At 65.8% G+C, this 20052-nt stretch carries 16 protein-coding genes and 1 tRNA gene; 11 read left to right on the top strand and 6 right to left on the bottom strand.

Annotated features, from left to right (window positions below; translation table 11 throughout):
• Positions 1-68: 68 nt before the first annotated feature.
• Positions 69-145: transfer RNA gene (locus J2D77_RS08655), tRNA-Arg, on the top strand.
• A 280-nt stretch (positions 146-425) separates the two neighbouring features.
• On the opposite strand, the gene J2D77_RS08650 is transcribed toward J2D77_RS08655, so the two are convergent.
• Positions 426-725, bottom strand: coding sequence for a putative quinol monooxygenase (locus tag J2D77_RS08650; RefSeq protein ID WP_207845864.1), 300 nt, complete (start codon positions 723-725; stop codon positions 426-428).
• Positions 726-1015: 290 nt separating this feature from the next.
• Here J2D77_RS08650 and rfaD point away from each other — a divergent pair, with 290 nt between their 5' ends.
• The 5 genes from rfaD (at position 1016) to J2D77_RS08625 (ending at position 5795) form a co-directional block, all read left to right on the top strand.
• Positions 1016-1996, top strand: a complete 981-nt coding sequence (gene rfaD, locus J2D77_RS08645; RefSeq protein WP_207845863.1) for an ADP-glyceromanno-heptose 6-epimerase — start codon at positions 1016-1018, stop codon at positions 1994-1996.
• A 62-nt stretch (positions 1997-2058) separates the two neighbouring features.
• Positions 2059-2910: a prolipoprotein diacylglyceryl transferase gene (gene lgt / locus J2D77_RS08640; RefSeq protein ID WP_207845862.1), complete on the top strand. Its 852-nt coding sequence runs from the start codon at positions 2059-2061 to the stop codon at positions 2908-2910.
• Positions 2911-2917: 7 nt separating this feature from the next.
• Entirely contained in the window at positions 2918-3943 is a 1026-nt protein-coding gene (locus J2D77_RS08635; protein ID WP_207845861.1) for a class I SAM-dependent methyltransferase, read from the top strand.
• Positions 3940-4752, top strand: a complete 813-nt coding sequence (gene pgeF, locus J2D77_RS08630) for a peptidoglycan editing factor PgeF (RefSeq protein ID WP_207845860.1) — start codon at positions 3940-3942, stop codon at positions 4750-4752. The genes J2D77_RS08635 and pgeF overlap by 4 nt, the downstream gene beginning before the upstream one ends.
• Positions 4749-5795 carry a hypothetical protein gene (locus J2D77_RS08625; RefSeq protein WP_230975665.1) on the top strand — a complete coding sequence of 349 codons (1047 nt, stop codon included), beginning with the start codon at positions 4749-4751 and terminating at the stop codon, positions 5793-5795. Before pgeF ends, J2D77_RS08625 begins: the two co-directional genes overlap by 4 nt.
• Before the next feature lie 48 nt (positions 5796-5843).
• On the opposite strand, the gene J2D77_RS08620 is transcribed toward J2D77_RS08625, so the two are convergent.
• Complete coding sequence (locus tag J2D77_RS08620) at positions 5844-7373, bottom strand: transglycosylase SLT domain-containing protein (RefSeq protein ID WP_230975684.1); 1530 nt, start codon at positions 7371-7373, stop codon at positions 5844-5846.
• A gap of 480 nt (positions 7374-7853) precedes the next feature.
• Here J2D77_RS08620 and J2D77_RS08615 point away from each other — a divergent pair, with 480 nt between their 5' ends.
• Positions 7854-8750: an ABC transporter permease gene (locus tag J2D77_RS08615; RefSeq protein WP_230975664.1), complete on the top strand. Its 897-nt coding sequence runs from the start codon at positions 7854-7856 to the stop codon at positions 8748-8750.
• A gap of 59 nt (positions 8751-8809) precedes the next feature.
• Positions 8810-9682, top strand: coding sequence for an ABC transporter ATP-binding protein (locus J2D77_RS08610; RefSeq protein ID WP_407927096.1), 873 nt, complete (start codon positions 8810-8812; stop codon positions 9680-9682).
• Between the two features lie 23 nt (positions 9683-9705).
• On the opposite strand, the gene J2D77_RS08605 is transcribed toward J2D77_RS08610, so the two are convergent.
• The 4 genes from J2D77_RS08605 to J2D77_RS08590 form a co-directional block, all read right to left on the bottom strand.
• Positions 9706-10764: a transporter gene (locus tag J2D77_RS08605; RefSeq protein WP_207845858.1), complete on the bottom strand. Its 1059-nt coding sequence runs from the start codon at positions 10762-10764 to the stop codon at positions 9706-9708.
• A gap of 134 nt (positions 10765-10898) precedes the next feature.
• On the bottom strand, positions 10899-11237 hold the full coding sequence (locus J2D77_RS08600; RefSeq protein ID WP_207845857.1) for a hypothetical protein: 339 nt from the start codon (positions 11235-11237) through the stop codon (positions 10899-10901).
• A 143-nt stretch (positions 11238-11380) separates the two neighbouring features.
• Entirely contained in the window at positions 11381-12448 is a 1068-nt protein-coding gene (gene hisC, locus J2D77_RS08595; protein WP_207845856.1) for a histidinol-phosphate transaminase, read from the bottom strand.
• Between the two features lie 275 nt (positions 12449-12723).
• Positions 12724-13275, bottom strand: a complete 552-nt coding sequence (locus J2D77_RS08590; protein WP_207845855.1) for an ankyrin repeat domain-containing protein — start codon at positions 13273-13275, stop codon at positions 12724-12726.
• A 571-nt stretch (positions 13276-13846) separates the two neighbouring features.
• Here J2D77_RS08590 and tkt point away from each other — a divergent pair.
• From tkt to gnd, 3 genes are all read left to right on the top strand, one after another.
• On the top strand, positions 13847-15976 hold the full coding sequence (gene tkt / locus J2D77_RS08585) for a transketolase (RefSeq protein ID WP_207845854.1): 2130 nt from the start codon (positions 13847-13849) through the stop codon (positions 15974-15976).
• Between the two features lie 172 nt (positions 15977-16148).
• Positions 16149-19010 carry a bifunctional transaldolase/phosoglucose isomerase gene (locus tag J2D77_RS08580; RefSeq protein WP_207845853.1) on the top strand — a complete coding sequence of 954 codons (2862 nt, stop codon included), beginning with the start codon at positions 16149-16151 and terminating at the stop codon, positions 19008-19010.
• A 39-nt stretch (positions 19011-19049) separates the two neighbouring features.
• The gene (gene gnd, locus J2D77_RS08575) at positions 19050-20048 is read left to right on the top strand and encodes a phosphogluconate dehydrogenase (NAD(+)-dependent, decarboxylating) (RefSeq protein WP_207845852.1); all 999 of its coding nucleotides are present in this window, start codon (positions 19050-19052) and stop codon (positions 20046-20048) included.
• Positions 20049-20052 lie beyond the last annotated feature (4 nt).

Below are 20052 nucleotides of genomic sequence, written 5' to 3'. Positions count from 1 at the left end.
AAAAACGCAAAACTGGATTTTTGGGGCTTGCCCAGACAGGGCCGCTCGGCTAAACACCCCCTCACGGCGCACCCGTAGCTCAATTGGATAGAGCACCAGACTACGAATCTGGGGGTTAGAGGTTCGAGTCCTTTCGGGTGCACCACTTTTTCTTCCTGAAAATTTTACACCTGACACCGTGCATAGGCGGACACTCCGCGCGTGCAGGGCGAACTTGGGCAATGCGGCCTTGGGCATCCCTTTTTCCTGTCGGGCAGGTGGGGCCATATGGGCGTGCAAACCTGCGCCCCGCCACAGGGCACTGGTCCTGTAACCGGTCAGCCAGCCGCGAGCCGCGTATCCCCAGCGGCCCCTCTCCAATGGATTAAGGGCTCTTGCACCCGGTCAGGAAACCGCAGTGCCTGACCGGGTGCGTGACCTGCGGTTCAGGTGGGCAGGGCTTCGAGCATGTGGATCTTGGGGGGCTCGCTCAGCAGGCTTTCGAGCGTTGCCGCCAGAAGCTTGAAATGCGGTGTTTCCAGATGTTCGGCAAAGGCCTGGCGGCTGGCCCAGCGTTCCACGAACATCAGCGTGTGCGGGTCGTCCTGGTCACGGGTGGGCACGTAGGACCTGTTCCCCGCCTCTGCGCGGGAGGGGGCAATGCCCGCCACCATAGCCGCTGCCACGGCGGCCTCGCACCCCGGCTTGGCCTTCAGAATAGCGACAACTGAAATTTCATCACTCATACGATTCACGTCCTGTACGGTTCAGTGTGTGTTCATCACCACCGGCCATGCTAGAAAACTGCGCCCCGCCTGGCTATATGCGCGTCGAATTTTAAAGGCGGCAGCCCACCCGGCGGCAACGGACGCGCGAGAAGTTTGGGGCGCGGGGGCAGGCACACCGGAACCGGCGCAGGCAGGGTGCCAGGGGCCAGCACGCAAGGGGGCTGGCGCACAAGCCGGCACTTTTTCGGGGTCAGCCCATGGATTTGCCGACTTGGAGGGATGACGACCTGCCCCTATAGTGCGCCTTCATGATCATCATCACAGGCGGGGCCGGTTTTATCGGCTCCTGCCTTCAGGCGGCACTGGCCGCCCGGGGGCTGGACACTGTCATTGTCGACTGGCTGGGCACAGAGGGGAAATGGCGCAACATCGCGGCACATCCGCCCACACGGCTGGTCACCCCCGACGAACTGCCCGCCTTCCTGGAATCCCTGCCCGGCGCACAGGCCGTGTTCCACATGGGGGCGATCAGCGAAACCACCGCACGCGACGGCGATCTGGTCTGGCGCACCAATGTCGCCCTGTCGCAGGATCTGTGGCAGTGGTGCGCGCGTACGCAGACACGCTTTATCTATGCCTCGTCCGCCGCGACCTATGGCGGGGCGGACCGTCCCGAACTGTTCAGCGACGATCCGGCCCGGCTGGATACGCTGGTGCCGCTGAACCTGTATGGCTGGTCCAAGCATGTTTTCGACCGCTATGCCGTCAATACGGCCCAGGCGGGCGCGCCCTGCCCCCCACAATGGGCGGGACTGAAGTTCTTTAACGTCTTTGGCCCGAACGAATACCACAAGGGCAAGATGATTTCGGTGGTCAAGGTCAAATACGACGAACTGCGCGCAGGCGGGCCCGTACGGCTGTTCCGTTCGGACAAGCCGGGCCTTTCCGACGGCATGCAGGCGCGCGACTTCATCTGGGTGGGGGATGTGGTGAACATGCTGCTCTGGCTGTTCGACACGCCTTCGGTCAGCGGGCTGTTCAACTGCGGCACCGGCAGGGCCCGCAGGTATCTGGACGTGGCCTATGCCGTGTGCGACGCGCTGGGCGTGGCGCGGGACGTGGAATTTGTTGACATGCCGCCCTCATTGCGCGGCCAATACCAGAGCTACACGCAGGCCGACCTGACCCGCCTGCGCGCGGCGGGGTACAAGGGAGAGTTCACACCGCTTGAAGAAGGTGTCACGCGTTATGTGCAAGAGTACCTGACAAACGGCCGCCTTTACCTTTAAGGCCTACAGTCTGCTTTATTCCCTGTGCCCCCGACGGGGCATTTCTGGCACCGGACACCCGCATGCTTCCTGTTTTGATGTTTCCGCAGTTCAACCCCGTTCTGGTCCATGTCGGCCCGCTGGCCGTGCGCTGGTACGCGCTGTCCTATATCCTGGGCATTGTCCTTGGGATCATGCTGCTCCGCCGCCTGGTGGCACTTGCCCCGCGCGTGGCAACGCCCGAACTGGCGGACGACTTCCTGACATGGGTGACGCTGGGCGTGCTCCTGGGCGGGCGGCTGGGCTATGTGCTGTTCTACCAGCCGGGCTACTACCTGCGCCATCCGCTCTCCATGCTGGAAGTCTGGCATGGCGGCATGTCCTTCCATGGCGGGGCGCTTGGGGTTGTCATCGCCATGGTGCTGTTCACCTGGCGGTACAAGCTGAATTTCCTGGCCTTCGCGGACCGGGTGACGGTGGCCGTGCCCATCGGGCTGGGACTGGGGCGCGTGGCCAATTTCATCAACGGGGAACTATGGGGGCGCGAAGCCCCGGCCAGCCTGCCCTGGGCCATGATTTTCCCCGATGGCGGGCCGATCCCGCGCCATCCCTCGCAGCTTTACGAATCGCTGACCGAAGGGCTTTTGCTGTTCGTGGTGCTGTTCGTTGCGTCCCGCCGGCTGGCAATACGCGAACGTCCGGGCTTTCTGGCGGGCATGTTCCTGGCAGGCTATGCCTGCGCACGCTCGTTCTGCGAATTTTTCCGCGAACCGGATTCCTTCCTGGGCTACCTGGCCGGGGGGCTGACCATGGGCCAGATCCTGTGCCTGCCCATGCTGGCCGCGGGCCTTGCGCTGATGGTCTACGCCCGCCGCCACCCCGCCTATGCGGGCCTGCCCGCCCCTGCCGCGGACCAGCCCCCGCCCGGGTCCTGACCGCCGCATGACCGCCCCCCCACCCCACGCGCTGCGGCTGGACCGGTTCATGGCGCAGGCCAACGCGCAGTACTACGCCACCACACCGTTGCTGAGCGACTTTATTACCGCCCCCGAAATCAGCCAGGTTTTCGGCGAATTGCTGGGGGGCTGGGCGGCCATGGTCTGGCAGGGCATGGGCCGGCCCGACCCGTTCATACTGGCCGAAGCGGGGCCGGGCCGGGGCACGCTCATGGCCGATGCGCTGCGGCTGATAAGCCGGCAGGTGCCCGCCATGGCACGGGCCATGCGCGTGCATCTGGTCGAAACATCCCCCCTCATGCGCGCGGCACAGGCACAGGCCCTGCGGCCCTACGCCCAGCCTGTGTGGCATGACAGCGTGGCGGACCTGCCGCCGGGCCCGCTGATCCTGCTGGGGAATGAATTTCTCGACGCCCTGCCCATCCGCCAGTTCGTGCAGGCAGAAGGCGGCTGGCACGAACGCCATGTGGCCGATGGCGTTTTTCACCTGATCCTCTGCCCCGCCCCCATCCTGCCCGATGGCCGCACGCTGGAGGAAGGGGCCGTGGTCGAACTGTGCGAACCCGCACTGGAGATCGCCCGCCTGCTGGGCCATCGGCTGGCGCACACTCCCGGGGCCGCCCTGTTCCTCGATTACGGCCATGCCTCGACCCTGACGGGGGATTCGCTGCAAGCCCTGCGCCATGCCCGCCAGGCCCCCCCGCTGGAAGCTGCGGGCGAGGCCGACCTGACAGCCCATGTCGACTTTACCGCCTTTGGGGCCGCCGCCCGACAGGCCGGGGCCACCGTGTACGGGGCGCAGACCCAGGGCGCGTTCCTTCTGGGGCTGGGCCTGATGGAACGCACCGAACAACTGGCCCGTGCGACCACACCCGATAACGCCGCCGCCCTGCGCAGCGGGGCCGAACGGCTGGCCGCGCCGGAAAAAATGGGTCATCTGTTCCGTGTCATGGCGTTACAGTCAGCATCACTCCCCCCACCGCCTGGCTTTACGAAAGGACCAGCCGCATGACACTCGATGTGGCACCTTCAGGGTCTTCCTTCCGGCTTTCCCCGCTGACAAGCCCGTTGCTGGGCCAGGCGCGACACGGGTTTTTCACGCGTGAGGGGGGTGTGTCCACCGGGCCCTATGCCAGCCTGAACTGTTCCACCCGTTCGGGGGACACGCCGGAAAACCTGGCGGAAAACCGCCAGCGCGTGGCGGCCCATATGGGCGTTGCCCCCGCCCACCTGCTGGGCGTGACCCAGGTGCATGGGGCCAATGTCATTACCGCCGAACAGCCTTGGGCACCGGGTGCCGGGGCGCAGGCGGATGCGCTGGTCACGACCCGGCCCGACCTTGCCCTTGGCGTTATCACGGCCGATTGCGCGCCCGTCCTGTTCAGCACCAGCGATGGCACGGTGGTGGGGGCCGCCCATGCGGGCTGGCGGGGCGCACTGGCCGGGGTGCTGGAAGCGACACTGGCGGCCATGGGCCACCTGGGGGCCACGGCAACGGATATCAAGGCCGTGGTCGGCCCCTGTATTGCCCAGGAAAGTTATGAAACGGGTGCCGACATGCGCGCCACCATTCTGGCGGGCGACCGGCAGGCGGCCATTTTCTTCGCCCCCGGCCTGCGGCCCGGCCATTACCAGTTCGACCTGGCGGGCTGGTGCGTCTTTCGTCTCCAGCGTGCAGGCATTGGCCGTGCCGCCGCCCTGGGGATGGACACATTATCCGACGAACGTCGTTTTTTCAGCCACCGGCGGCGCACATTGGCCGGTGGTGGCCCGATCGGCCACCAGATTTCCGTCATAGCCACAGGACCCCGCCCCGTATGAGACTTCGCCCACCTGCTTCCGCCTCGCCCCTCTCTGCCCTGCCCCGTACATCCCCGCCCCCGCGGGCCCGAACCGCACCAGACCAAACCACCCGGGCCCTGGCCGCCCTGCCGCTGGCGGCCCTTTTGCTGCTGGGCGGCTGCCTCAGCATGCCCGGCCCGTTCTCCAACCCCGGGCGGGATGCATCCGCCCTGGCGCACAATGCCCCGCCCTCGCGCCTGGACATTCCCACCCCGACCGAGTCGCTCCTGCCCGAGGCAGGGGCACGGCAATGGGCCTGGAACACCGCCACCGCATTGCTGGGCCAGACCATTCCCGCCATGGCCCAGCCCACCCGGCCGGGTGACTGGTGGCTGAGCATGCGCGCCGAACTGCGCGACGGGCAGGTCGTTCCCATCTACCAGGTCATGACCCCCAAGAACCAGGTGCGCGCCACGCAGGAAGGGGCCCCTGTGCCCGCCGCCCTGTGGTCCGGCGCGCAGGAGCCGGTCCTGTCCGCCGCAGCACAGGATGCGGCCCCGCGCATTGCCTCGGTGCTGACAGGTATCCAGGCCGACGACATGGAAAAAGACCCCCATAGTCTCAAGCACCGGGCGGCACGGGTCTATTTCAGCGGGGTGAGCGGAGCACCCGGCGATGGCAATACGGCCCTGGCCCAGGCCTTTGCGGCCTCTTTCCGCGACGGGGCGGATACCATCCAGAATTCGGCCGAAAATGCCGACTTCACCGTAACCTGCACGGTCAAAATCACGGACGGCCCGGCAGGCACGACCGGCCACCCGCAGCAGCATATCGAAATTGTCTGGCGCGTGCAGGACAAGGCCGGCAAGGAAGCAGGGGCCGCCACCCAGCTGCACGATATCGCCGCCCATTCGCTCGACGGCTATTGGGGCGATGTCGCGGTTGCGGCGGCACAGGAAGCCGCAGGGGGGGTCCGCCAGATTATCGGCCGCTATTCCGGCCGCGACAATGCGCCGCTGCCCACAGCAGGCGCGCCCGCCGCCACGCCAGCAGCAACCCCGGCACCCGCTCCGCCAGCCTGAAGGCGGCAAGCGATCGGGGCGGCTTGAAATCCCGCTGATGCCGTGTGGCTAGGAGCGGGAATCGGGAGAGATCACGACACAGCCGCTCAGCTTGCGGCAGGCATCCAGCGCCTGGCTGTGCGACAGGTTCACAAGCCTTGCCCGGTAAAGCCGCCCTTGCCGAACCTGCACGGCAGCGACCGACGGACGGGCCGCCCCCAAAGCCGTCGCCTTGTGCCGCGCCTGACCCGCCGCCTGTTGCGCCATGGCGGCGGAACCGAACGCCCCCACCTGAATGGCCCAGTTACGCGGTTCGGGCGCGCGGGCCTTATGGGTCAGCAAGGGTACGGGCTCTGCATGGGCTGCGGGGAAAAGCCCCATTCCGGATGATAACGAACCGTTGCGCGCAGGCTCATCAGGCGTGTTGGGCTGGGTATCCGCCTGCGCCACCACCCAGGTATTATCGGATGGGGACTCCGCCGAGGTATCGGCCTGGCTGGCCTGCGCAGCGGGGCCCTGGGCGTTGGCATCGGCCTGCGCCACGGCCTGCGTGTCCGTGCCCTGGGCTGCCTGCCCGTCCGCCGAAGCCTGCCCGGCCCCGTCCTGCTGGCCGGGCTGGGTGCTGTCGGTATCCGCGGTATCGGCTGCCTGCGCCACCTGGAGCGGGGTATTGGCCACGGACTGTTCGGAATTGCTGAGCCGCCGGGCCCAGGCTGCGCGCACCGCATCGGGGCTTTCAGCACCGTCCGCCACCCGGGTCGGGCGGGCAAGGGCGTGCCAGTCCTGCCCGTAGGTGGAGGGGGTATTCGCCTGGCTATCCTGCGTGTCGGGCGCGTTATCGGCCTGTGTATCGTCCTGCCCGCTATCCGAACCGATGGCCTCGGCCACCTGCACGGGCTGTTCGGATGCGCGCTTGTTGGCCCAGGCGGTGCGGACCGCGCTCATTTCCCCGCTGACGCGCGGCTGGGCCGACTGGGTCAGCGTATCGTGGCTGGCCACCAGCAGGTCGGCCTGGGAACGGTTGGCGGGCGAGATGCCGACAATACGCCGCCCGATGGCGGCCACGTAATTACGTGTCTCACGCGGGAGAACGCGGTTGCGGGTTATGAAATCCTCCAGCCGGCCGGGACCTGCGTTGTACGCGGCCAGAAAGCCCGGGGAGCCGTAAATATCGTAGAGCTGGCGCAGATAGGCCGTACCGGCCATGATGTTGTCATGCGGTTCGTACGCATCCCCACCCAGATTATAGGTGGTGCGCATGTCGTCATAGGTCGGCGGCATAAGCTGCATCAGCCCCATGGCCCCGGGGCCGGAGGTCACAAGCTGGCCGTTATGATACAGCTTGCCGCCCGATTCCTGGTCGATCACCGCGCGCACCCATTCCTCGGGCACGTCGAAACGCTGCGACGCTTCTTGTATATAGGGACCCCACGGATCGCTGGGGGGGCCGGGGGGTGCGTAATACCCACGGGCATGGGCGCGGTAATAGGCGGCTTCTTCCTCGACCGGCATGCTTACATTGTCACCGCCCGGTCCATTGGCGCAGGCGGCCAGGCTTGCCAGCATTCCCAACAGCACGGCGCCGCGCGCAATGCGCATTACCCCTGGCGCGCCGTGCGGCAGGGGCGTGCCAACGCGCGCGTTTTCGGGGGTATTTCCTGTCGCAAACGGGTCCGGCGTCGTGACCCCGTGGGCGGCTCCATGGGCGGTGCCAGGGGTGCGCCCATGGGCTGCATGCTGGCGTGGTTGCCTGGCTGTCATGCTGCCGTTCCATCCTTTGCGTATGACGGGGCACGGCCTGCAACCCGCAGCCCCCTGTAACAATCCGGCCCGAAACCCCGGCACGAAAGCCGGGCGGCCCCCAACAGACCCGCGAAATATGTATACTCCGCCTTACGCGCATGCAAGAAAACGCGTGCATGATCCCCACGACCGGGCAGCCCATGGTTGCGGAACGCCAGGGGATCGGATAGGCGATACAGCATGATGGGCACGTCTGGATCTTCCACGCAGATTTTTCCCGCAACCCGGGACCCGGAAACGGACCGGGACCAGGCGGTGCCCCAAGCACCAGGTGGAATGGCTGACGAACGGGCCACTTCCCCCCTTGGGCAGGCACCTTCGCCCCCGTCCGGTGCGCCCGAAACCCCAGCAAGAACACCGGGCCGACGCCCCGAACCCACACGCTCGCGCCTGTTGCTGGCCTGCCGCGATATCGGGGAAGGGCTCAGCCTGTGGCGTCTGGCCGTCGCACTGGGCTGGCTCGATATCCGCATGCAGTTCAACGGGTCGCGGATCGGACCTTTCTGGCTGACGCTGACAACCGGGATCATGATCGGCTCCATGGGCTGGATCTACGCGCAGATCTTCCATCTGGTGCTGCGGGAATACCTGCCCTATCTCGCAATTTCGCTTATTCTGTGGCAGGCGGGCATATCCGCCCTCATGCAGGAAAGCTGCACCACCTTTACCAATGCGGCGCATACCATCCGCTCGGTCAACATGCCTTATTCGGTCCAGGCGTTCCGTACCCTTGTGCGCTGCGGTGTCGTGTTCGGCTATAACATCATCGCCCCTGTCGCGGTGTTCGTGCTCATGGGGGCGTGGCCCGGCACGATCGCATTCCTGGCCCTCCCCGCCATCGCGGTCTGGATGCTTGATGGCGTGGCCCTGTGCCTGCTGCTGGGCAGCCTGTGCGCGCGCTTTCGCGACATTCCACCCATTATCGGCAGCGTGATGCAGATCGCCTTTTACGTCACACCCGTCATATGGGATGCGCACCAGCTCAAGAATGCGGCGCGCTGGTTGCTGTTCAACCCGTTCTATTCCCTGCTTGAAATCGTGCGCAGCCCGCTGCTGGGCCATGCCGCAGCCCCCAGCCTGTGGCTGGTCGCCAGCGGTTTCAGCGTGGCCCTGTGGGCTGCGGCCCTGCTTGTCTTTTCCCGCGCGCGGCGCCGACTGGCCTTCTGGATATGACCATCCCCCCCGACATGGCCGCGTCCGACATGGCTCCGGCCGCCCAGGCCTCTGCCGACATGCCCACGGCCCCCACCGGCGTGGCCGCAGACGCGCGCATGAACGACGATGCGGCCTCCATCACGCTCGAGCACGTCAACCTCGATTTCCCGATTTTTCGCAGCGGGTCGCGCTCGCTCAAGAAACTGCTGTTCAGCCAGGGCAAGAACCTGCTGCGGACCGCGCGCGGGCCGCGCGTGGGGGGCGATATCACCCTGGGTCACAATCCTCACAGCAAGATCGTTCACGTGCAGGCCCTGCGCGATATCTCGCTGCATATCGGGGCGGGGGAGCGCGTGGGGCTGCTCGGCCATAATGGCGCGGGCAAGTCCACCCTGCTGCGCGTGATGGGCGGCATTTACCATCCCGGTGCCCGCAGGCTGGATATTCACGGCAGCGTTTCCGCCCTGCTGGACCTGCATTCGGGCATGAACGCGGAATTGACCGGGCGGGAAAACATTACCCTGTTCGGGCGACAAAAAGGCCTGAGCACCCCGCGCATCCGCCAGTTGGAAACGGATGTGGAAGCCTTTGCCGAACTGGGCGCGTTCCTGGACCTGCCGGTGCGGCTGTATTCGAGCGGCATGAGCGTACGCCTGGGCTTTGGCCTTGCCACCGCCACCGCCCCGCAGATCCTGCTGATGGATGAATGGTTCATGGCCGGCGACCGGCATTTTCAGGAACGGGCCGAACGACGGCTGACCGCCATGGTAAATGCCACGGATATCCTGGTCATGACCTCCCACAATCTTGGCGTGCTGGAAAAATGGTGCAACCGGCTGATCTGGATGGAAGGCGGGCGCATTCGCATGGATGGCGCCCCCCCGGCTGTGCTGGCCGCCTACCGCGCCCAGGTCCACGGAGATGCGCAGGACGCCCCGGCCATCCCCTAGCCGCCGACTGTCGAAACCACGTCCTAGAGCAGCTTAGTCATTTTCAGCATCAACCATGTGCCGAGCATGATGAGGAAACAGAACCCGCCGGCTTCGACCGTGCCCCAGTTGCCGGTCGTCAGGAACATGCCCCCCGTATTCATGCCGAAAAACCCGGTCACGAAGGTTGCAGGCAGCATCAGGGTGGTGCCGACGGAGACGATATACAGCCGCCGGTTGGTTTCTTCCGCCTGGTTTGACGCCAGTTCGTCCTGCAGGGAGCGCGCGCGGTCCTGCAACGCCAGAAGATCGTCCAGGGCCGCGTGAACCTGGCGGTGCGACCGATCGCGCAGGTCGTCCTCCGCCCAGTCGGGCAGTTCCAGTTCCTCGTCACGGAACAGGCGGTCCACCGGGGCCAGGACGCGGCGCAGTTCGGTGGAGCGGCGGCGCACCACGCCCAGCAAACCGCTGACCCGGCCCAGATCGGTATCGCGGTCAAGCATCAGCAGCACGTCTTCCGCACGGTCGAGCTGGTCGTCCAGCCGGGCGAAGTCGCGCCGCACCGTATCGGCGAATTCCAAAAGCGCACGGTCCACCACCTTGGCGGGCGAACGCGGGGCCAGCCCGCGCCATAATTCGTGGTACACCACCCCCAAAGCCGGGATGGGGTGGCGGCGGGTTGTCAGCAGCAGGTCGGGTTCGAGCGAGAAGCGCCATGTGCTGACATTGCGGTCGTCATCCATGCCGGTATCGTCGAACGCCGGCAGGGCGCCGAACACGATATCGCCCTCGCTGTCCAGCCGGGTGCTGCGTTCGGGGTTGGTCAGCACCTGGCGCGCGTCTTCGGGCAGGGAAGGAATGCTCTCGATCTGCGCGCGGGAGAGCGTATGGACGATATCGAAATGGAACCACGCCCAGCCATCGGGGCCGGCGAATTCGGGCGGGAAACGGCCGGTTGTCAGGCGCTGGGCCACCACATCACGCGGGAGTTCGACCGGTTCGTGCCCGAAACGGCAGAAAATGGCCCACACCAGGCCGTCATGCAGATGGGTTCCGCCTTCGGAGAGCGGTTCCGGCAAGGAGGAAGAGGGGGTTCCGGCCATCACGGCTCTCCCTGCTTTGAAAATTCGGGCATGGCGGCGTCATGCCGGGCCACGCCCCTATGGCACCTGAAAGACTGGCTGGTGCTCCTTATCACGCGATGGCCCCGTGATGCAAAAAACCAGCCAGCGCCCCCTCAGCCCAGGGGCTGGCGCATCCGCCCGCCTGCCCGCGTGCTGTCCCTGCCGCCTTCACGGGCCCCTTCACGCGCGCCGCCACTGCGCGCACCTGCGCGGCCCGCGCCACGGGGGGCCGCGTCACCCTGCCTGCGGCCGCTGGCCTTGAGCACGGGGGCCGCCGCCAGTTCGGCCTCGAGCTGGGCAATACGCTTGCGCACGCTTTCCTTGAGGGAGGCCGAGGTATGCGCCTTCATGCCCGCCAGGGTTTCCTTCAGTTCGCGCAACTGCTTCTGCTTTTCCGGCAGGGACCGGCGGATGGGCTGGTTGTCGGACAACTGCCCCTGGAATGAACGCATGACTTGCTCCATCATCATGACCCGCACGCGACCCTTGCGCCCGTGCGGCGAACGTCAAAAAAAAACTGCATTGGCCCCATGCCGCGCAGAAGCCGCCAGCCCGCCGCATGCGCGGCAGGACAGCGCCCGTGAGCGGGACCGTCTTATGTGTTGCGGTGCAGAATATCCCGCAATGCGGCCAGCAATGTCTGGCATTGCGCGTCCGTGCCGATCGTGACCCGTAGCCACGCGGCCGTGCGCTCACCCTTGAGATGGCGGACGATAATCGCCTGCTCTCGCAACCGGGCCGCGATATCCGCCGCATCCCGGTCGGGGTGGCGCATGTAAACAAAATTCGCAGCGGACGGCAAGACCTCGAACCCCAGCGATTCCAGCCCCTCTGTCAGCGTCGCGCGGCTGTGGATGACGCGGCCCACGCTCAGGGTCAGCCATTCCTCATCCTCGGCCGCGGCGGTGGCTCCCACAAGGGCCAGGCGGTCCAGCGGATAGGAGTTGAAGCTGTCCTTCACACGGGTCAGGGCCTCGATCAGTTCGGGCTGGCCGAAGGCGAAGCCCACGCGCAGCCCCGCCAGCGCCCGCGACTTGGAGAAAGTCTGCACCACCAGCAGGTTGGGGTATTCGGCCACCAGGCTTGCTGCACTCTGCGCCCCGAAATCGACATAGGCTTCATCCACCAGCACCACGCGATCGGGCTGGAGGGCAAGCAGGCGGCGGATATCATCAAGCCCCAGGGCTATGCCGGTGGGCGCATTCGGGTTGGCCAGAACCACGCCGCTGCACGGGCCTGCGTAATCCTCCACCACCACGCGCATGGCGCCATCCAGCGGGACCTGGCGATAGGGCAGGCCGTACAGGCCGCAATAGACCGTGTAGAAACTGTAGGTGACATCCGCGAACAGCACCGGCGCGCCATGGGCGAAAAACGCCTGGAACGCATGGGCCAGCACCTCGTCCGAACCATTGCCCACGAACACGCATTCGGCGGACAGCCCCACGCGCTTGCCCAGGGCGGTGCGCAGGTCCAGCGCCTGCGGGTCGGGATACAGGCGGAGGCTGTCATCGACCGCCGCGTGCATGGCCGCAAGGGCGCGGGGCGATGGGCCATAGGGCGATTCATTGGTGTTCAGCTTGACCAGATCGGCCAGCCGGGGCTGTTCCCCCGGCACGTAGGGCGTAAGCGTGTGGACGAGAGGGCTCCAGAAGCGGCTCATGGCTGACGGTTCCAAATCAAAGCGGGTCCAAAATCAAAAGCGGGCGGGGCACCTTTACGCAAAACCACATGACTGACCACCCCCGCCAAGGCGCGTCTGAAGCAGGCTCGCTGAGCCAAGCTCCATCAGGTGAACCCCCTGGGGCAAGCCTTATGGATCAAGCCCGGCGCGGAGCCGATGGGGATGAGCGCCGGCGCGCAGTTCGAGAACACGGCCCGCAAGATATGCGCCGCAGCTACGCCGGCTGCTCCGCCCCCGGTCCGTGCGGTGGGGATTTATGCGCTGGCGGTATCAGCTTTCCTGAGATCCTGGGCCAGCACGGTGTAGCCCTGGCGCAGGGCCAGGTCCACGGCGTTCTGCCCTTCCCCGTCGCGCAGGCTGGGGCTGGCACCGGCCTGCAACAGCAGGCGGGCCATGTCCTCGCGCCCGAACATGACGGCGAACATCAGCGGCGTGCGGCCCACGGCATTGGGAATATCGACCGTAGCCCCGTTTTCCAGCAGCAGGCGCGCAAGGGGCATGTCCCCCTTGAACGCGACACCCGCCAGGGCCGTAGCCCCTTTTTCATCCTGCTGGTCGGGGGCGGCCCCTTTGGCCAGCAGCAGGCGTGCGGCATCCAGATGGCCGTTATACGTGGCCAGAATCAGCGGCGTGTAGCCTTTTTCCGCCCGCAGGTTGGGGTCCATCCCCGCATCGAGAAAACGGGCCAGCAGGTCTGTCTGGCCTTCGCGCGCGGCGTTCAGGAACAGGGCGTCCACCTGGTCGCGGGTAAAGCCGGTAGAGGCCGCCCCTTGTCCTGCCGGAGTCTGCATGGACTCGTCTGTCATTGGTGATCTCCGCAAAAACGACACTACAGGCTGCACGGCCAGAACCGCTGGCCCTACAGGTGCCGCCACGGCCGATTGCCGGCAAGCATATCGTGCATCGGCACGGACCGCAAACGCCCTGCCCCCTGCCTGTGGCCCTGCCCCGCTGCGTTGGCCATATGCTGCACCCGTGTGCTGCCCCCTGTACTGGCTGCTGTGACTGCCTGCTGTGCTGGCCCGGAATGCGGGCCCGGCATGCAGCCAACGCCCCCTGCCGCGGACCCGCACGCTGCCCTGCCGCGCAAGCTGCGCCCGAGCGCGGAAAAGAGCCGAAAAAAACGGCGCGGAGGGAGGGATAATCTGTTATGCTCGCGCCAAAAGAACCAGACGGCTGAACCGCCGCGTTCCTTCGCGCGCAAGCTGAAGCCTTGCCGAAAAACCCGGAACCGTGGAAATGTGCCGATCATGTTCAGGGCAGCATAGGGCCCCGGGCGTGATCCCCCCGGCAGGAGCGTGGGCGTGGTCTGATGGTTTGGGTTTATAAGCTCATGGGCTTTTCCAGGATGAAAGCCCGGTAGAAGGACAGGTTTGCATGCGCGTTTCTTATCCCACCCCTGTATGTGCTCCCGCGGGGGCCGAGGCCGGTGGGCCAGCAAAGGCCGGTGCGACCGGCACCGACATGCTGTGCATCGATACAATCCGCACGCTGGTCATGGACGCTGTGCAAAAAGCCAATTCCGGGCATCCCGGTGCTGCCATGTCCATGGCGCCTGTCGCCTATACGCTGTGGCAGAACGTGCTGAACTACGACCCGGCGGACCCGCTCTGGCCCAATCGGGACCGCTTCGTGCTGTCCATCGGCCATGCGTCCATGCTGCTTTACACGCTGATCCATCTCAGCGGTGTGCGGCAGGTGCGCAATGGCCGCGTCACGAACGAGCCCGCGCTGACGGTGGCCGACCTCGCGCAGTTCCGCCAGTTCGGCTCCAGGACCCCCGGCCACCCCGAGCACGGGCACACCACGGGGGTTGAAACCACGACAGGCCCGCTGGGCGCCGGCTGCGGCAATTCCGTGGGCATGGCCATTGCGGAAAAATGGCTGGCCGCGCGCTACAACAAGCCCGGCTTCGATCTGTTCAACCACCATGTGTACACGCTGTGCGGCGATGGCGACATGATGGAAGGTGTGAGCAGCGAGGCGGCATCCCTGGCCGGGCATCTCCAGCTTGGCAACCTGACCTGGATCTACGATTCCAATCGCATTTCCATCGAAGGCTCGACCGAGGTCGCCTTTACCGAAAACGTGGCCGAACGCTTTGCTGCCTATGGCTGGCAGGTGCTCGAACTGGCGGATGCGAACGACACCGCCACATTCTGCACGCTGCTGGCCAAGGCAAAGGCGGAGACCGCGCGCCCGAGCCTGATCATCGCCCATTCCGTCATTGCCTGGGGGGCGCCCAACAAGGCGGGCAAGGCCTCCGCCCATGGCGAGCCGCTGGGTGCGGAAGAAGTGCGCGAAACCAAGAAGGTGCTCGGCTGGCCAGAAGACAGCAGCTTTCTCGTGCCCGACGAAGTCATGCCCCATATCAGTGCGGGGCTTGGCGCGCGCGGGGCTGCGGCCTCCAGCGCGTGGAAAAAACTGCTCGCGGAGTACACGAAGGCCCACCCCGAAAGTGCGGCCGAGCTTGAAGGCATCTTCAACGGCACCCTGCCCGACGGATGGGACGCGGATATTCCGCTCTACCCCGCCAGCGAAAAAGGTGTGGCCTCCCGCGCAAGCTCGGGCGAGGTGCTGAACGCCGTGGCCGCCCGCGTGCCCTGGCTGCTGGGTGGCTCGGCCGATCTTGCGCCTTCCACCAAGACGCTGCTCAAGGGGCAGGAAAGCTTCCAGCCCGCCAAATGGGGCGGAAGCTATGCGGGGCGGAACTTCCATTTCGGCGTGCGCGAACATGCCATGGGGGCCATCGTCAACGGCATGGCGCTGTATGGGTTGCGCGCCTTTGCCGCGGGCTTCCTGATCTTCTCGGACTACATGAAAGCGCCCATCCGGCTGTCATCCATCATGGGGCTGCCGGTGACCTATATCTTCACGCATGATTCCATCGGCGTGGGCGAGGACGGGCCGACCCACCAGCCGATCGAACAACTGGCGCAGCTCCGCGCGACCCCGGGCATGACCACGCTGCGCCCGGCCGATGCGAACGAGGTGGCCGAAGCCTGGCGCTACCTGATGACCCACCGCACGGGCCCCATCGCCCTGGCGCTGAGCCGCCAGAACCTGCCCACGCTGGACCGCACGCGCTACGCACCAGCCACGGGGCTTGCGCGCGGGGCCTACGTGCTGGCCAGCAGCGAGACCACGCCGCAGGTGATCCTGATCGCTACGGGGTCGGAAGTCGGGCTGGTGGTCAGCGCGTATGAGGCCCTGGTGGCCGAAGGGATCGCAGCCCGCGTGGTGTCCATGCCCAGTTGGGAACTGTTCGAAGCCCAGCCGCAGGACTACCGCGACAGCGTGCTGCCCCCCGACGTGACCGCCCGCGTGGTGGTGGAAGCGGGTTCGCCCATCGGCTGGGACCGCTACGCCGGACCGCGCGGCACCATTATCGCCATGCGCAGCTTTGGCGCGTCGGCCCCGGCGGAAAAGCTGGTGGAACATTTCGGCTTTACACCCCAGGCCGTGCTGGACGCCGCGCGCAGGCAGGTGGGTTCGGCACGGAAATAAGGCGGGCCTGGCCACAAAATCGGCCATATAGCCAGCCAGACATGGAACCAGCGGGATGGTGGGCACTTTCGGGAGCCCGCCACCACCCCCTGCGTTACACGACAAACGCCCGGCCCCAGCAGCATCCAGACTGCGCAACGGGGCAGCCGGGCCGGGAACAAGGATACCGCACATGACAGCCAACGCCACCACTGTCGCCAATCCGTTGCAGGCCCTGGCCACGCTCCATCAATCCCCGTGGCTGGACTTTATCCGCCGCTCCTTCGTGCTCGATGGCACGCTGGCGAAACTGGTGCGCGAAGGCGATATTCGCGGTGTCACCTCCAACCCCGCCATTTTCCAGAAAGCCATGGGCGAAGGCACGGAATACGACGCCCAGATGCGCGACGTGCTGTCCACGAGCATACTTTCGCCCGGGGCATTGTACGAAAAACTGGCAGTGACCGATATCCAGGCCGCAGCCGCAGCCCTGGCCCCGGTCTATGAAGACAGCAAGGGCCGTGACGGCTTTGTCAGCCTTGAGGTGTCCCCCTATCTGGCGCGGGACACGCATGGCACGACGCATGAGGCCGCAAGGCTGTGGGCCGATGTCGCGCGCCCCAACCTGATGGTGAAAATTCCCGCGACCCCGCAGGGCGTGCCCGCCATACGCCAGAGCATCGCGGCGGGGATCAACGTCAATGTCACGCTCATTTTCTCGCTGGCCGCCTACCGCGACGTGGTGGAAGCCTGGCTGTGCGGGCTGGAAGAACTCAAGGCCAAGGGTGGCGATATCTCCCGCGTGGCCTCGGTCGCGTCGTTTTTCGTCAGCCGGATCGATGCAAAGATCGATGCCGAGATCGACCGCCGGATCAAGGCGGGCGACAAGCAGGCCCCGGCCCTTGCGGCCCTGCGCGGCAAGGTGGCCATAGCCAATGCCAAGATGGCCTATGTCTACTGGCAGGAAATCATGCAGACCCCGCGCTGGAAAGCGCTGGAAGCGGCGGGGGCCCAGACCCAGCGCCTGCTCTGGGCGTCCACCGGCACCAAGGACAAGGCCTATAGCGACGTCCTGTATGTAGACAGCCTGATCGGCCCGCAGACCGTCAACACCCTGCCGCCCGCCACCATGGATGCCTTCCGCGACCATGGCCGCGTGCATGAAACCCTGACCACCGGCGTAAACGACGCACGCACGGTCATGGATCAGGCCGAACAGCTTGGCCTGAACCTTGAGGGCGTGACCGCAACCCTGCTCGATGAAGGCGTGCGCTCCTTCGCGGATGCGTTCGATGCCCTTCTGGGCTCGGTCGCGGCCAAGCAGGCCACCCTGATGGGCGAGAAACTGACCAGCCTGAAAGCCCACCTGCCCGATGAACTTGCCAAGGCGGTGGATAGCGGGATGGAAGACTGGCGCCATGCCGGCACGCTGCGCCGCATCTGGGCCAAGGACGCCACGGTATGGACCGGCGGCCCCGAAGCGAACTGGCTGAACTGGCTGGACGTGGTGGATGAACGCCGCGCCAACCTGGCCGAGCTTGAAGCCTTCCAGGCCGAGGTCAAGGCCCGTGGCTTCCGCCAGGTGCTGCTGATGGGCATGGGGGGCTCCAGCCTGGGGCCGGAAGTGCTGGCCATGACCTTTGGCAAGCATGAAGGCTTTGGCCATCTTTACGTGCTGGACAGCACCGACCCGCAGCAGGTCGCTGCGTTCGAGAAAAAGATCGACCCCCACCACGCGCTGTTCATCGTGGCGTCCAAGTCGGGCAGCACGCTTGAGCCCAATATCATGCTGGCCTATTTCCAGGACCTGGCGAAACGCGCGCTCAAGGACCGGGCGGCCTCGCATTTCGTGGCCATTACCGACCCTGGCTCCAAGCTGGAAGCCCATGCGAAGCAGGAAGGATTCTGGAAAATCTTTTCAGGCGACCCGAAAATTGGCGGGCGGTATTCCGTGCTGTCCAATTTCGGGCTTGTGCCCGCCGCCGCCAGCGGCATACCGCTGCGCCTGTTCATAGATGACGCCCTGCGCGGCGTGCGCCTGTGCGATGCCAGCGTGCCGCCCGCCATCAACCCCGGCGTGCGGCTGGGGATCATCATGGGGGTCGCGGCCAAACAGTTCGGCCGCGACAAGCTGAGCATTATCGCCACCCCCCAGATCATGGATTTCGGTGCCTGGCTGGAACAGCTTGTGGCGGAATCCACCGGCAAGCTGGGCCGTGGCATTATCCCCATCGATGATGAAACACTGGGCGGGCCCCGTCGCTACGGGCAGGACCGGCTGTTCATCTACCTGCGCCTGGCCACCGAACACCGCCACGAGCAGGACGAGGCCATTGCGACGCTGATCGATGCCGGCCACCCGGTCGTGACCATCACGCTGCATTCCAAGCGCCAGATCGCGCAGGAATTCTTCCGCTGGGAAATGGCGACCGCCGTCGCGGGCGCGATCCTGGGCATAGACCCGTTCGACCAGCCCGATGTGGAGGCCAGCAAGGTCGAAACCCGCAAGCTGACCGAAGCATACGAGAAAACGGGAGCACTCCCTCCCGAAACGCCTTTCGCGCAATGCGGCCCGCTGGCCTTTTTCGCGGATGCGGCCAATGCCGCGGCCCTTAAAGGTGCGGGCAGCGATGCGGCTGCGGTGCTCAAGGCCCATTTCGACCGGGTGAAGCCGGGCGATTACGTGGGGCTTCTGGCCTATATCGAGCGCAACCGCGACACGCTGGAATGGATCCAGCACACCCGCCTGCATGTGCGCGACGCCAAGACCGTGGCCACGGCGGCGGAATTCGGGCCGCGCTTCCTGCACTCCACCGGCCAGGCCTACAAGGGCGGGCCGAACACGGGCGTGTTCCTGCAGATTACCGCTGACGATGCGCGCGACCTGCCCGTACCCGGCTCGAACTACACGTTCGGCGTGGTCAAGGCGGCCCAGGCGCGCGGCGATTTCGACGTGCTGGCCGAACGGGGCCGACGTGCCTTACGCGTGCATATTCGCGGCAGTCTCAAGGACGGGCTCGCAGCGCTGGCCAAGGCGCTGCACGCGGCGCTTTGAGCCACGCCACATGATTTGAATTTGACGAAAGAGAAATAGATGCAGATCGGCATTGTCGGACTGGGCCGTATGGGCGGTAATATCGCCGTGCGCCTGACCCGCTACGGACATGACGTGGTTGTTTACGACCGCGATACGGCAGCGGTGGAAAAAACGGTCGCACGGGCCGAAGGGGGCCGCGCGACGGGGGCTGCCAGCCTGGCCGATGTGGTGGACAAGCTCAACGGCCCGCGCCGGATCGTGTGGTCCATGCTGCCCGCCGGCGCCATTACGGAAGAGACCGTCACCACGCTGGGCGGGCTGATGGGGCCGGGCGATATCGTCATCGACGGGGGCAACACCTATTACAAGGATGATATCCGCCGGGCCCAGGTTCTGGCCGAAAAGGGCATTGATTATCTGGACATCGGCACGTCCGGCGGCGTGTGGGGGCTGGAGCGCGGCTACTGCATGATGTACGGCGGCGCGCGTGAAGCAGCCGAACATATCGACCCCATCCTGGCGGCTCTGGCCCCGGGCATGGGCGATATTGCGCGCACGCCCCAGCGCGATCGTGACGGGTTGGACCCAAGGGCCGAGCAGGGCTACCTGTATTGTGGCCCGGCGGGGGCGGGGCATTTTGTCAAAATGGTGCATAACGGAATCGAATACGGCATGATGCAGGCCTTCGCGGAAGGGTTCGATGTCATGTACCGCAAGGATTCGCCCCTTGTGGCCGAAGGGGAACGCTTTTCGCTGAACATGGCCGATATTGCCGAGGTCTGGCGGCGGGGCAGCGTTGTTTCCTCCTGGCTGTTGGACCTGACGGCCGAGGCCCTGGCCCGCAATGGCGATCTTTCGACCTTCAGCGGGGAAGTCAGCGATTCCGGCGAAGGCCGCTGGACGATCGAAGCCGCGATCGAGGAAGCCGTGCCCGTACCCGTCATGACGGCCGCACTGTTCACGCGTTTTCGCTCGCGCAGCGGCAATACCTTTGCCGAAAAAGTGCTGTCCGCCATGCGGTTTGGCTTTGGCGGCCATGTCGAAAGCAAGAACTAGGGGC

The sequence above is a fragment of the Acetobacter garciniae genome (assembly GCF_017377735.1).
GTDB classification, from domain to species: domain Bacteria; phylum Pseudomonadota; class Alphaproteobacteria; order Acetobacterales; family Acetobacteraceae; genus Acetobacter; species Acetobacter garciniae.
The sequence above is the reverse complement of the archived record's forward strand: the minus strand, read 5'-3'. Positions and strand labels throughout refer to the sequence as shown.